Source organism: Pseudarthrobacter sp. (assembly GCF_036675385.1).
In the GTDB taxonomy this organism is placed as follows: domain Bacteria; phylum Actinomycetota; class Actinomycetes; order Actinomycetales; family Micrococcaceae; genus Arthrobacter.
On record NZ_JAKFFD010000078.1, the window covers coordinates 1 to 14,723 of the forward strand.

7 protein-coding genes are annotated in these 14,723 nt (G+C 64.2%); 2 read left to right on the forward strand and 5 right to left on the reverse strand.

Going from position 1 to position 14,723, the window contains the following annotated elements:
- Window positions 1-1,859: glycosyltransferase (locus V6M49_RS06345; protein WP_332760581.1), on the reverse strand; the 1,859-nt coding region annotated here is incomplete at its 3' end.
- Window positions 1,856-3,043 carry a UDP-galactopyranose mutase gene (glf, locus tag V6M49_RS06350; protein ID WP_104062236.1) on the reverse strand — a complete coding sequence of 396 codons (1,188 nt, stop codon included), beginning with the start codon at window positions 3,041-3,043 and terminating at the stop codon, window positions 1,856-1,858. The genes glf and V6M49_RS06345, both read right to left, overlap by 4 nt.
- Window positions 3,044-3,288: 245 nt before the next feature.
- Between glf and V6M49_RS06355 the strand changes: the two genes are divergently transcribed.
- Complete coding sequence (locus tag V6M49_RS06355; RefSeq protein WP_332760582.1) at window positions 3,289-7,299, forward strand: FtsK/SpoIIIE domain-containing protein; 4,011 nt, start codon at window positions 3,289-3,291, stop codon at window positions 7,297-7,299.
- Window positions 7,300-7,313: 14 nt separating this feature from the next.
- Here V6M49_RS06355 and V6M49_RS06360 read toward each other — a convergent pair whose 3' ends face one another.
- Entirely contained in the window at window positions 7,314-7,751 is a 438-nt protein-coding gene (locus V6M49_RS06360) for a hypothetical protein (protein WP_371706692.1), read from the reverse strand.
- 231 nt (window positions 7,752-7,982) lie between these two features.
- Between V6M49_RS06360 and V6M49_RS06365 the strand changes: the two genes are divergently transcribed.
- A complete protein-coding gene (locus V6M49_RS06365; protein ID WP_003804966.1) occupies window positions 7,983-8,231 on the forward strand; it encodes a WhiB family transcriptional regulator in 249 nt (82 codons plus the stop codon).
- Window positions 8,232-8,349: 118 nt separating this feature from the next.
- On the opposite strand, the gene V6M49_RS06370 is transcribed toward V6M49_RS06365, so the two are convergent.
- Both V6M49_RS06370 and V6M49_RS06375 read right to left on the reverse strand, forming a co-directional pair.
- The gene (locus V6M49_RS06370) at window positions 8,350-9,819 is read right to left on the reverse strand and encodes a sensor histidine kinase (RefSeq protein ID WP_056343739.1); all 1,470 of its coding nucleotides are present in this window, start codon (window positions 9,817-9,819) and stop codon (window positions 8,350-8,352) included.
- A gap of 28 nt (window positions 9,820-9,847) precedes the next feature.
- Window positions 9,848-14,701: an NAD-glutamate dehydrogenase gene (locus V6M49_RS06375; protein WP_332760583.1), complete on the reverse strand. Its 4,854-nt coding sequence runs from the start codon at window positions 14,699-14,701 to the stop codon at window positions 9,848-9,850.
- Between the last annotated feature and the right edge of the window lie 22 nt (window positions 14,702-14,723).

Consider the following 14,723-nt stretch of genomic DNA (forward strand, 5'->3'; position numbering starts at 1 on the left):
AGCTGCTTCGGATCCCGCCGGTACCAGGAGGCGCCGGTACCCTCGGCGTTGGACACCACTGCGCTGTCGTACTGGGCCATCCGCCACCAGCGGTTGTCCTGGTGGGCAACAGTCGCCTGCGGCCGCTCGGCGTTCGATCCGCTGACTGGGGACGCAAGCTGCCGGATCACGGTCCTGGCTGCCCATGGCAGGAGCGAGAACTTGGACGGCTGTGAGATCCCGTGTCCCCTGCGTGGAGGCTTGTCCATTTTCGGGGCGGGGAACTCGTCCGGGTCGGGGCGGAACACGGAATCAGAGTACCCTGACATCATTTCCCGGATCTGGGGCAGCTTGGACGGGAGCAGGTCCCGCAGCGCATCCGGACCCTTCAGGATGTCCTCAAGGGCCCATCCACGGCCGTGCGCGGTGGCGTACTGCATCGACACCAGGTGCTTGACATCGATGTACTGGGATTCCCGGACGACGCGTCCACCATGTTCATAGGGGCTGTGCAGCAGCGCTGCAACCACCCGGTTACGGGCGTGGAAGTAAGCCTGCCAACCAACCAGATCGTCTTTGTCGATCCAAGATACATGCCAGACGGCTGAACCGGGCAGAGAGACCGTGGGGACGCCATGAGCCTTCGCTCGAAGTCCGTATTCTGAATCGTCCCACTTGATGAATAGCGGAAGGGAGAGCCCGATTTCGCGAATCACCTTCGTCGGGATCAAGCACATCCACCAGCCGTTGTAATCCACATCGCAGCGGCGGTGCAGCCAGGACGTCTGGCGGAGGTTCGAGGACATGAAATCGTGTCCAAGAATCATCTCTTCGTTGGGCAGCGACGGCTGGAACCGGTATGGGTTCACGACTTCGCCGAACGTATGAAGGACTGTCCGGTTGTACAGGTCGAACATGTGTCCGCCGACAATCGTAGGAGTCTTGCAGCGGTCCGCGAACGTCAGCAGCCTAATGATGCTTTCAGGCTCGACGACGACGTCATCATCCATCAGCAGTACGTAGTCGCTGCCATTCTCTACAGCTTCGAACATCCCCCGGGCAAAACCTCCGGAGCCTCCGAGGTTGGACTGGTTGATAATCCGCAGTTTCCCCTGCAGGGAATCCCTGACCTCCGAAAAGCCTGCCGCATCCGCAACCTTCTGGGATCCCTGGTCGACGATCAGGATTTCCTGGACGTGTTCCAGCGCCTCGCCGCTCTCAGCGAGAAGCCGCAAGTTGTTGAGGCAGAAGTCCGTCTTGTTAAGCGTCGTGATCTGCAGCGTCACCGATCCAGGCTGGCTTTCGGCCGCCGGGCCCTGCCATTCCGCGTCCAGCATGACGAGCGGTTCCGAGCCGGCCACGAGATCGAACCAGTACCACCCGCCGTCGCCGAACGGTGCTAGGGACAGTTCGAAGAAATTCTCCGAAAAGCCCTCCACCCTGCGGGTGTCCACGCGCTGCAGCGAACCACGCGCGTTCGACTTATAGACGATGACGGATCCGGTCCCTTGCGTGCGCACATGCAGTCGGACCTTCTCAACGCTGGTCCACCGGCGCCAATAGCTGGCAGGAAAAGCGTTGAAGTAGCTACCGAAAGAGACGCGCTCCCCGGACCGGACGGACGTCGAGAACCGTGATAGAAAGTCCTCAACGTGAGCTTCCTTCGTCGGGCTGCTGAAGGCTTGCGGCTTCTTGGCCTTTCCGTCGCGGTCGCCGACAGTGGGCAGCTGGATACCGGTGGCCGTGCCCATGTCCATGTACAGCGGCACAGTGTCCATTTGGCTTGAACTGGGCAGGATAACGCGCTGGAGCGTATCCCAGCGTTCTTCGTTCGCCTGTGAGCTTTCGGTGCCGTTCGTGCTTTCAGTTGAGACACTCATGCGTCTACGCCTCCGCTTTCAAGCTTCGCTCCGCCTTCGAAATGAGGCCGAATCTGGTTGTCGAACATGGTCAAGGCTGAGCCTATGGCCATGTGCATATCGAGGTATTTGTACGTGCCAAGCCGTCCGCCAAAGAGAACGTCCTTCTCGGCTGCGGCAAGGTCGCGATACTTCAGCAGGCGTTCCCGGTCTGTGGGCGTATTGATCGGGTAGTAGGGCTCGTCGCCCTTTTCTGCGGCGCGGGAGAATTCGCGCATGATGACGGTCTTTTCCGTCTGGTACTCGCGCTCGGGGTGGAAGTGGCGCGGCTCAATAATGCGCGTGTACGCCACCTCGGCGTCGTTGTAGTTGACCACCGACGTTCCCTGGAAATCTCCGACGTCGAGTACTTCCTTTTCGAAGTCGATGGTGCGCCACGAAAGGTCGCCCTCTGCGAAGTCGAAGTAACGGTCCACCGGACCCGTGTAGATCACGGGGATGTTGCCGACGACCTTGTCCTTGCTGTATTCGTGCGACTCGTCGAAGAAGTCGGTGTTGAGCCGAACTTCGATGTTCGGGTGTTCCGCCATCTTTTCGATCCAGGCCGTGTAGCCGTTCGTCGGCAGGCCCTCGTACTTGTCGTTGAAGTACCGGTTGTCGTAGTTGTAGCGCACCGGGAGCCGGGAGATGATGCCGGCGGGCAGGTCCTTGGGATCGGTCTGCCACTGTTTGCCGGTGTAGTGCTTGATGAACGCCTCATAGAGCGGCCGTCCGATGAGCTGGATGCCCTTGTCGTTCAGGTTCTGCGGATCCGTCCCAGCGAGCTCGCCGGCCTGTTCCTGGATCAGCGCCTGCGCCTGGCCAGGCGTCAGGTTTGCGCGGAAGAACTGGTTGATGGTGGCCAGGTTGATAGGCAGTGAGTAGACCTCGCCCTTGTGAACGCCGTAGACCTTGTGGACGTAGTTCGTGAAAGTGGTAAACCGGTTCACGTACTCCCACACGCGTTCGTTCGAAGTGTGGAACAGGTGGGCGCCGTAACGGTGCACCTCGATCCCGGTCTGCTCTTCCTTTTCGCTGTACGCGTTTCCACCGATGTGGTGGCGGCGGTCGATGACGACCACCTTCAAGCCGAGCTCAGTGGCGGCCTGTTCTGCGATTGTCAGGCCGAAAAAGCCAGACCCTACGATGACGAGGTCAGCGGTCACAAAATCTCCTGGTTCGAATGCGGGCAGCGCAATGTTGCGCATTGTCTGCTGCACCAGCCTACCCGAGACCCCATCGTGACCTACTAATCCGGCGCTCCCGCCCTTGTCCACATACGGCACCTCGCCCCACGACACCGTCCCGCGTGATGGCTAGCTTAGAGACAAGCTGACCGTTAGGACTTCACATCATGCCGCTGCACTGCACGCTCGTTCGGAGCCCGGGCGCAGCTCTCCAGGAACCACCCGTGGAGCTGACCATTGAGGGTCCACACGGGGCTGCCGGTGCGGAACTGCAGGCCGCGCTGACGGCAAGATTCGGGACCGGGATGGTGTCTATCGCCGGCGAGCACGTCGCTGACCTCAGGCTCGGACAGCCTCCGCTGGTCAACGGAGCCACGCTCGTCGACGGGGCGGACCTCACAGCGCGCAGGTCGCGGCAGCGCACCTCTGAGGCTCCGGCGTCACTGGCGTTGGCGGTCCACAGCGGTGCCGGCGCGGGGACCGTTGTGCCGCTGCGGCGGGGCACCTACACCATAGGCCGCAGCAATGCCGATATTCTCATCCCAGACGCCGACCTTTCGCGCGCCCACGCACGCCTGGTGGTCACCGAGACAGCCATCACGATTGTTGATCTGGACAGCGCCAACGGCACCGACGTGGACGGCGAGCGCGTGCGCAACGCCGTGATTTCGACCGGCGCCAGCATTGGTTGCGGGTTCTCCACCATGTCGTTGGTGTTCCTCGAGCGTTCCGGTGACGGCCTGGCCGACGCCGGGATGGATGTCCACGAGCCGTTGGTTATCAGCCGGCGCGACGATCCCACGAACCGCGCGGCCCTGCTCCTGACGGCTGTGCTGCCGGTGGTCATCGGCGTGGGGCTTGCCGTCGTAACCGGGATGTGGATGTTCCTGGCTTTTACCGCCGTCTCGGCGATCTCCATCCTGGTGCCGGTGATCGGCGGGCGGCGGCAACGCCGCGAACTCGCTGCCGCGGTCAGGGGCGCAGTCACACAGGACCAGGAACGACGACGGCGGGCCGCGCCGCCGCTCTCGGACCTGACCATCGGGAGTACAACAGGGACGGACCGTGCCGGGTCGGTTTCCAAGGAGGCCATCTGGCTGCGGCTGGGCCAGGCCATCCAGCCGACCAACCTCCGGTTCGAGCCCACGGATCCGGGCCGCGCAATTCCTTCGGCCGGCATGCTGCCACTAACGTTGAGTCCGGCCAGACCCCTCACCAGCATCCGCGGGCCACGCGCCGCCGTCGACGGGCTGGTGCGCTCACTCCTGATGCAGCTTGCGGGTTATCCGCTGGGCCGGAATACCCGGGTGGTCATCCATGGCAAGGCGGAGCAGCTCCCCCTGGCCGCACGGTATCTGGACGGCGTCACCGTTTCCAGTAACTCAAGTACTCTCGGGACCCTGCTTAAGCGAGGCTTCGGGCCTGCCCATGGACACGGACTGCTCCTTCTTATGGACGGCACGGAGCTCTCGGCCAAGATCACCGCCACGGCATTGGAATACGGTTGGCAGGTCATCCATGCCCCCGAAGACGGGTCAGCGCTGAGGAATGCTGACGTGGAACTCGGTGAACGCTTGTCTGTGTTTAATGACGGTGATGACAGCATCCGATTCGCTCCTGATCTGGCGCCCGTTGACGTCTTCAACAGGTTTTGCCGTCGACTGGCGCGGGAGGCAAACCAGCCCGTCGGTGCGGGACGGTCCATCCCCACGTCCTGCCGGCTCGCAGAGCTGCTCCCCCAGTCCACGCCCGAAACATCCAGGCGGTGGTCAGCAAGCAACAGCTTGCCCGGGCTTGCCGTTCCCATCGGGCGCGGTCTCGACGGTGTCCGGACACTCGATCTCCAAAACGACGGACCCCACCTGCTGGTCGCCGGGACCACTGGCTCAGGAAAATCCGAACTCCTGCGCAGCATCACGGTTGCTCTCGCCCTCAGCTACGCGCCGGACCGCATCAACTTCCTCTTTGTGGATTTCAAGGGCGGCTCCGGACTCGGACCCCTGACCGGGCTCCCGCACTGTGTGGGTATGCTCACCGACCTGAGCAGCCATGAGCTCGAACGCGCCCTGCAGTCCCTCCGCGCCGAAATCAAATTCCGGGAACAGAGCCTTGCGGCAGTTCAGGCACCGGACTTGACGTCATTCCGGGCAACGTCGGCGGGCCGCGCGTCGCCGCTCCCCCATCTCGTAATTGTCATAGATGAATTCCGGATGCTGGTGGAGGATGCCCCCGAATCGCTCCGGGAATTGATGAGGATCGCCGCCATCGGCCGTTCCCTGGGCATCCACCTGATCATGGCCACACAACGGCCCCAGGGCGCGCTGACGGCAGACATCCGCGCCAACGTCACCACCAGCATCGCGTTGCGCGTCCAGTCGGAGATGGAATCCGTGGACATCATCAATTCGAAAGCCGCGGCCGGGATCAGCGTCGATACTCCGGGCCGGGCTTACCTGGCCCGCGGAACGGAGGCCCCGCTGGAGTTCCAGGCCGGATCCCTGACAGCCGGAGCCATCCGATCCGAACCCGCCGGCATCTCGGTATGGTTGGCCTCCGAGTACATCAATGCCCCTGCACTGCTGGGGGGTTCCGGATCCGCCGGCCATGAACCGACGCCTGCCGAGGCAACCGCCCCGTTGATAGCTTCCATGTCAGCGTTGTGGGAGACCATGAACCGTCCGGCCATCCGGAAGCCGATTGCTGCACCGCTCCCCTGTCTCCTCCCCGAACCTGCAGGCTCGACTACCCCCGGGAGCGTTGAAGGTGACGCTGACGACGATGGCGCCAATGACAGGAGCAAGGCCGACGCCGGTGCCACCAGCTGGTCCGTAACGCTCGGCCGGATGGACCTGCCCGCCGAACAGCGAACCGCACCCTTGATCTGGGAACCTGCCGGCCACGGACACCTTGCCCTTGTTGGCGGACCGGAATCAGGAGTGCCTGAGGCCATCCGGCTGGCAGTCCTCGGCTTGGCATCCCACGCCCGGGAATCCCACTTGTATGTGCTGGACCCGGACAGTTCGTTCGTGGGGTTGGCTTCCCACTGCCGGGTGGGCGCCACGGCAGGACTGCACGAGCTTCGCCGTGCCGTACGCATCCTGGAGCGTCTGGCACGGGAGCAGTCACTCCGGCTGGGACGTCCCGCCGCTGACGACGACATACCGCTCGTGCTCGTGATCGCTGGCTGGGGATCCTGGCTCTCGGCCTTACGTGCCGGGCCGTTGGCGTGGGCCGAGGACGTTCTCCATGACCTTGTCCGGGATGGAAACCGGGCCGGTATCACGGTGATCATCTCGGGACAGCGGGAACTGGTCACTTCCAGGTTCTTCGCAGCCGTACCCAACCGGGTGTACTTCCCGACCGGATCCAGCGACGACAGCCGGATTGCCTGGCCTAAACTGCCTCCGACAGCGCCCGCGGTGGGAAGGGGCGTCGCTGTGGGCGCACTGTCGGGTGGAAGCACTACAGTCTGCCAGTTCTACACGGCTGCCGGCGCTGAGGCCGCAGATCCGCGGGTAGCCCAAGCACCGGAGCCCTCCCTGCGGCGCCGACCATTCCGGGTGGAGTCCCTGCCGGCCGTGGTTCCCGCGGCCCAGATCCTGAACCGGGCGGCCCCGCAGATCCCGGCTGAACTGAAAGGCAGGATCCCACTGGGGCAGGGCGTCCTCCGCATCGGCGTGGGCGGCGACGAACTTGAACCGATATCCGTCCGGGCGCCTGCGGGTGGAGTGCTGGCCGTGCTGGGCGGCCCTTCGTCTGGCAAGTCGTCTTTTCTTCGGCTCCTGCCAAAGGTTAACCCTCAAGCAGGACCGTGGCTTATGCCGGAGCAGGACACCGACGCGGGTGCCTATTGGTCCGGGATCCTGCGCCAAGCCACCACGGGCGGTCTGGAACGGAACTCGGTGGCATTGGTTGACGATGCGGACCTGTTGCTGCAGGACGTCACCCGTGACCTTGCCGACCTCAACACGCTTGGAATCACGGTGGTTATGACTGCGGGATACAGTCCGATACTCGCCCAGCGGGTCCCACTGGCGCTCCAGGCACGCAACCTGGGCTGCGGCATCCTGATCGCGCCCCGGACCTTTATGGACGGCGACCTCTTAGGGGTCCGCTTCGAGGCCGAACCCAACCCGCCACCGGGACGGAGCGTTCTCATCCAGAACGGCCGCGCCACCGCCGTCCAGCTGGGCTGGGTACCGCCGGATCAGCTGAAGGACGGATTGGCCGCCTAAAGTGCGGGTAGTGCCTAGAACGCCGGAGGCGAATCGCCTGTCCGGGATGCGTAGCTGATGACGCGTTTGTCGAACAGGAGCACTATGGCCGCAAGTGCCGGCACTACCATGGCGATCCCCGCCCAAATAACGCCGCCGGTAAGGGTCGGGACGCCGATAGTAAGGACAAACAGCTGGGCGACCAGCGCCGCTGCCCTCGTCCACCGGCGCCCACGGAACAGGAAGTGCCCCACCGAATAGAGCCAGGCGGCGAAAGCAAGCAACAGGCCCAGAGTAAATACGGCTCCCCAAAAAGACAGGACCGGTGCACCGGTCAGGAGTTCGTAGCCGTACCAGGTGGCGGCAACCAATAGCGCGGTGGCCTCGGCGGCAACAACAAGAGCTATTGCCACAATGCCGCGCGGGCGCGTGGATGGCGACGGATCTGCAGGGTTCGTGGGGGGTCTTGACACACTGGCACCTTACCGGAGATAGTCGGACAGTGGCGGGGGTCGGCAATGCCCGTGTGATGTATCGCTCAGGTATCCGGGGATTTCAGGCTGTATTACCCCTTGTTTACACAGCGTTAACATGACAGGCTTGACTGAGATGACCAAGGGGGCCCCTGAGGGCCCTTTTCCTTTGTAGCTACTAGTGAATTATTTCACAAAGAGCTTTTCCCAGAATTGGAGCAACTGATCAGCATGGATTGGCGTAACCGCGCGGCGTGCCTCGACAAGGACCCGGAACTGTTTTTCCCCGTAGGAAACACAGGGCCTGCCCTCCTCCAGATTGAGGAAGCCAAAAGCGTCTGCCGCCGCTGCCCCGTCGTTGACACGTGCCTCCAGTGGGCTCTCGAGTCCGGCCAGGACGCCGGCGTCTGGGGCGGCATGAGCGAAGACGAACGCCGCGCCCTTAAGCGCCGCGCCGCACGCGCCCGCCGCGCCTCCTAGGCCCGGTCCTTAACGCCCTAGCACCAACAGCCTCACACAACGATGGCCGCAACCCTTCCGGGTTGCGGCCATCGGCGGTTAAGTCAGAGACGGTTAAGTCACGCGCAAGGTCCCCGGGCTACCTGGCCGCCAGGCTCAGGCGGATCTGGACAGCCGTTCCGCCGCCGTCGCGCGGGTGCCACGCGATGGTGCCGCCCAGCTCACTGGTGACCAGCGTGCGGACAATCTGCAGCCCCAGCCCCTCGACGTGCGGCGTATCCGGCAGTCCCACACCGTCGTCGGCAATGGTGACGGTCAGCAGTTCCTCGCCGTCTTCCTCTTCGGAACGGTCCGCGATGAGCCACACGGTGCCGGTCCGCCCTTCGAGCCCGTGCTCGACGGCGTTGGTCACCAGTTCATTGATGACCAGTGCCAGCGGGGTGGCGAAGTCGCTGGGCAGTTCCCCAAACAGTCCGGACCGCTCGGTCTTGACCTGCTGCGATGGCGAGGCGACCTCTGCGGAAAGCCTGAACTGGCGGCCGATCAGCTCGTCGAAGTCAACGCTCTGCGCCAATCCCTGTGAAAGAGTCTCGTGGACCAGCGCGATGGTGGCCACGCGGCGCATCGCCTGCTCCAGGCCCTGCTTGGCCTCGTCGCTGACCATCCGGCGGGACTGCATACGCAGCAGGGCTGCAACGGTCTGCAGGTTGTTTTTCACCCTGTGGTGGATCTCGCGGATGGTCGCATCCTTGGTAACGAGTTCCATCTCCCGGCGCCGCAGTTCGGACACATCCCGGCACAGCACCAGCGCACCAAAGCGCTGCTGCTCATCCCGCAGCGGGATGGCCCGCAGCGACAGGCTCACACCACGGGATTCAATCTCACTACGCCACGGCATCCGCCCCGTCACCACCAGCGGCAGCGTCTCGTCAACCAGCCGCCGGTCCTTCAGCAGGCCGGCGGTCACCTCCGCCAGGGAACGGCCTTCCAGCGACTCGCCGTCGCCCAGCCGCCGGAAAGCCGACACCCCGTTGGGGCTTGCGTACTGCACAATTCCTTCGGCATCGAGCCTGATCAGGCCGTCCCCCACACGCGGCGCGCCGCGGCGCGAACCGGTGGGCGAGGCAAAGTCGGGCCACAGCCCCAGCGTTCCCATTCGGAGGAGATCGTAGGCGCACTGCCGGTACGTCAACTCCAGGCGGGACGGCATCCGGGAACTGGACAGGTCCATGTGGGTGGTCACCACAGCCAGGGTCCGGCCGTTGCGCACCATCGGCACAGCCTCCACCCGCAACGCCATGTCCGTGCTCCAGTTGGTCTCACTGGACCGCTCGATGGCGCGGCTGCTCCAGGCCTTGTCCACCAGCGGCTGCAGGTCCTGCCGGATGGGCTCGCCCACAAAGTCGCCGTGGAACACGGTGTGCGTGGTGGACGGCCTGACGTGCGCCAACGCCACATAGCCGTGATCCGGGTGCGGGAACCATAACGCCAAGTCGGCGAACGCCAGGTCAGCGACCATCTGCCAGTCGCCCACCAGGAGGTGCAGCCATTCGGCATCGCCCGGCCCGAAATCAGCGTGTTCCCTGATGGGGTCCGTAAAGATTGCCACTGCACCTCCAGTTGCGACGCCGGGATTCCTAGCGTCGGACGATTGACCTCAAGAGCCTCAATGCTACCGACAGTGAGGCCATGTCGTCGGCCTCGAGCGAGTTGACCTCGTCAAACATGCTCTTTGCCCTGCCCAGCTGCTCGGCATTCTGGCGTTCCCAGTCCTTCAGCCTGTCCTCCGCGGAGTCCCCGGACGCCGTCGACTCGAGTACCGCCGTCGTCATGTCCGAGACGGTGGAATAGAGGTCATCCCGGAGTGCGGCCCTGGCCAGTGCCTGCCACCTGTCCTGGCGCGGCAGGCTGCTGATTCGTTCCAGCAGCCTGTCAGCGTGGAAGCGGTTGAACACTGTGTAGTAAACGGCCGCAATCTCCTCCACCGGCTCCTTGCGGGCATGCACGATCTTGGCGATGTCCAGCAGGACAAAGCTCTCGAAGAGCTCCGCCCACCGGAGGGCAAGCCCCTCCGGGAGTTCCCAGGCACGCGCGGTCTCCAGCCAGTCCGCAACGCGGTCACGGTCATCACCACGCAGGTAGTCCAGGAGCCGGGCCCGCATCGGGTCCAGGAGCGGCTTGAACTCGGCCACGGTGTCCGCGATGGGCCGGGACGTGCCGCCCTGCGCCAGCAGCCACCGGACAGCGCGGTCCAGCAGACGGCGGATGTCCAGGTGCACGGTGCTCCAGTGCTCTGTGGGGAACGACGCCGGCAGGCTGTTCAGCTCCCCCACCATGGCGTTCAGGTCGAAGATCTCGCGGAGCGCCACAAATGCCTTGGCCACGGCCACTTCCGTGGCCGAGGTCTCCTCCATGGTCCGGAAGGCGAACGTGATGCCGCCCAGGTTGATCATGTCGTTGGCCACCACCGTGGCAATGATCTCGCGCCGCAGCGGATGGGTGTCCAGTTCGGCGTCGAACCGTTCGCGCAGCTGCTGCGGGAAGTACGCCCGCAGCGTCCTCCGGAACCATGGATCGTCGGCAAGGTCGCTGTCACGCAGCGCCGAGGCCAGCTCGATTTTCGCGTAGGCCGCCAGTACCGAGAGCTCCGGTGACGTCAGCCCCTGGCCCTGGCTCAGGCGCTCCCGCAGGGTTTCGGTGCTGGGCAGCGCTTCGAGGTCGCGCTTCAGGTCAGCCGATTTTTCCAGCCAGTCCATGAGTCGCTCATAACTGGGGCTCCACTCGGCCACACGCATCCGGTCGTTCAGGAGCAGGATGTTCTGGTCCACGTTGTCCTCGAGGACCAGCCGCCCCACCTCGTCCGTCATGGAGGCGAGGAAGCCTGCCCGTTCCTCCGGGGTCAGTTTGTCCGCAGCCACCATCCGGTCCACAAAGATCTTGATGTTCACTTCGTGGTCGGAGCAGTCGACGCCGGCCGAGTTGTCGATCGCGTCAGTGTTCAGGATGACCCCCTGCAAGGCGGCTTCGATGCGGCCGCGCTGCGTCATGCCAAGGTTTCCGCCTTCGCCCACCACCTTGACCCGCAGGTCCTTGCCGTCCACGCGAATGCTGTCGTTGGCCTTGTCACCCACGGAGGCGTTGGACTCTGTGCTGGCCTTGACGTATGTTCCGATCCCGCCGTTGTAAAGCAGGTCGGCGGGGGCGAGCAGGATGGCGCGGAGAAGCTCCGGCGGGCTGAGCTCGGTGGTCGCCTCGGGCAGGCCCAGGGCCGCCCGGACCTGCGGCGAGACCGGAATGGACTTGGCCTGGCGGGCGTACACGCCGCCGCCTTCGCTGATGAGGGACTTGTCGTAGTCGTCCCACGAGGACCGCGGCAGTTCGAACAGCCTCCGGCGTTCCACGAACGACGATTCCGTTTCCGGTGCGGGGTCAAGGAAGATGTGCCGGTGGTCGAACGCTGCCAGCAGCCGGATATGCCGAGACAGGAGCATGCCGTTGCCAAACACATCTCCTGACATGTCGCCCACGCCCACCACGCTGAACGGCTGGGTCTGGGTGTCCACGTCGAGCTCGCTGAAGTGACGTTTGACCGACTCCCAGGCGCCACGGGCCGTGATGCCCATGGCCTTGTGGTCGTAACCCACCGAACCCCCGGAGGCGAACGCGTCACCGAGCCAGAACCCGTATTCTGCGGCCAGCCCGTTGGCAATATCCGAGAAAGTGGCCGTCCCCTTGTCCGCCGCCACCACAAGGTAGGAATCGTCGTCGTCGTGCCTGACAACGTCCGACGGCGGCACTACAGTTTCGCCCTCGGCTCCGGTGACGAGGTTGTCAGTGAGGTCCAGCAGGCCCCGGATGAACGTCTTGTAGCTTTCAACACCCTCCGCCATCCAGGCGGCACGGTCCGCGGCAGGATCGGGCAGCCGCTTGGCGAAGAAGCCGCCCTTGGCCCCGGTGGGAACGATGACCGCATTCTTGACGGTCTGAGCCTTCACCAGGCCAAGGATCTCCGTCCGGAAATCCTCGCGCCGGTCAGACCAGCGCAGGCCACCGCGGGCCACCTTGCCGAAGCGCAGGTGGACACCCTCAACCCGCGGGGAATAGACCCAGATTTCGAACATCGGCCGCGGGAAAGGCAGGCCCTCAATCCGGGCAGGATCGAGCTTGAAGCTGAGGTGCGTTTTGTACTGGTAGTAGTTGGTGCGGAGGGTCGCCTCGATCAGGTTCGCCAAAGTCCGCAGCACACGGTCGGCGTCGAGCGTTGCCACCTCTTCAATGGCAGCTGACAGCTCGCCGCGGACTTTCTCCTGCGCCGCAAGGCGCTCAGTCCCGCTCAGGGCGGGATCGAACCGGGCCGCGAAAAGAGCCGTCAGGGCCTTGGTGACATCGGGATTGGCGAGCAGCGTGTCCGCCATGAAGCCCACCGAGTTGGTGTTCCCCATCTGCCGCATGTACCGGGCATAGGCCCGTAGGACCGTGATCTGGCGCCACTGCATCCCCTCACGCAGCACCAGCCGGTCAAAACTGTCCGACTCAACGGCGCCGGATACGGCGGCACCGAACGAGTCAGCCAGCAACTGTCCCGTGGCCAGCGGATCAATGCCGGCAGGGTATTTAAGCCCGAGGTCATAGAGGAAGAAGTCCCGCTGGTCAGCCGTCTCGATCTCAAAGGGCCGCTCATCCAGCACCTCGAGTCCCAGATTGTGGAAGAACGGCAGGATCTGGCTCAGGCTCTTGGGCTCCAGCATGTACAGCTTGACGCGGGCATCCTCCTCCAGGACTTCACCGGCGCCCTTGGGCAGGTACACATGGACGCCCGGCCGTTCCTGCCTGGCACCGGCCGTGCGTTCGGCTTCGGCCCCGTATTTCTCGAACCGGGCGATGTCCTCCAGCGCGTCTTCGACCTCGTAATCCACCCGGTAGCCGGCCGGAAAAGCCTCCGACCAGATCGCGGCGAGCTCCTTCGCGTGCTCATCGGCGCCACGTTCGCGGAGGACTTCGGCGATGCCCTCACTCCACGAGCGGGCCGCCCGGACCAGCCGCGCTTCTAGCTCGTCGGCGTTGAAATGGCTGAGCTCGCTGCCCTTGGGCAGGCGGATCCGGAAGAACAGGCGGGCGAGGGCCGATTCGGTCATCCGCGCCTCGTAGTCGATGGACTCAGCCTTGAACGTGGTCCGTAGTTCTTCCTCGATCCGGAGCCGGACATTGGTGGTGTACCGGTCGCGCGGAAGGTAGACCACCGCAGACATAAAACGGCCGTAGATGTCCGGCCGGAGGAACAGCCGGGTCCGCCGCCGCTCCTGCAATCTCTGGATGCCGGTGGCGGTGGCCGCCAGGTCCTCGGTCTCGATCTGGAACAGCTCGTCGCGGGGGTACGTCTCCAGGATCCCCAAAAGGTCCTTGCCGGAGTGTGAGTCCGGCGGGAAGCCGGCATTGCCCAGCACGGCGTCCACTTTTTCGCGCACGACGGGGATGTTCCGGACGGATCCGGCGTAGGCACTGGTTGCGAACAGGCCGATAAAGCGGCGCTCGCCGTTGACGTTGCCGGCCGCGTCGAAGCTCTTCACGCCAATATAGTCAAGGTACGCGGGGCGGTGGACGGTGGACCGTGAGTTTGCCTTCGTGATCACCAGCGCCCGCTTTTCGCGGGCCTTTTTTCGGCCGGCGTCGGTGAGATGCTGCATATGCGGCGCGCCCGGCTTCGCCCGGAGCAGTCCGAGACCGCTGTCTTCACGCAGTTCCAGTACATCTTCACCGTCGACGGTGACCAGGTCGTACTCACGGTATCCAAGGAAGGTGAAGTTGCCGTCGTCGAGCCAGCGCAGAAGATCCTGCGCCTGCCGCAGTTCGGCAATCTGGGCCGGGTGGGACACCTGGTCGAGGCTCGCGGCAATCTGTTGGGCCTTGTTGCGCATCTTGGGCCAGTCTTCGACGGCGGCACGCACGTCTCCCAGGATGCGGTCCAGCCCGTCCAGCAACGACGCCTTTGCCTCGTCGGACACGCGGTTGATTTCCACGGCGATCCACGACTCCATGTGGGAGGCGTTTTCGCCCTGCGCGATGAGGTGCGAGAGCATCGGCATTGCCGCCGTATCACCGCTGGAGAGTCCGATGTGGGACGGAACGCGGTCGACTTTGACCAGCTGTCCCGTTTCCCGGTTCCGGGTCACCACGAACAATGGATGAAGCACAAGCCCGATGGCGGCGTTCTGGCGCACAAGCTCCGCGTTAACCGAGTCAACGAGGAAAGGCATATCGTCCGTCACGATATAGACGACGCTGCTGTCCGCCTCGTTGACGATGGAAACCTTCGCCTGGCCCGGCTGCCGGTTCGCGGCGACACCGCGGTGGGTTTCCGCCCGGCTGGCCAGCGCCTCGGGGGAATAAGTCCGGGCATCCTCTTCGGCCAGATGCTGGTAGTAGTCCGCGAGGAATCCCTCCCGGTCACCAATGGCCAAGGCTTGATCCTCCACGCTGGATCCAGACGACATCAACAAACGCCTCCATCACAAG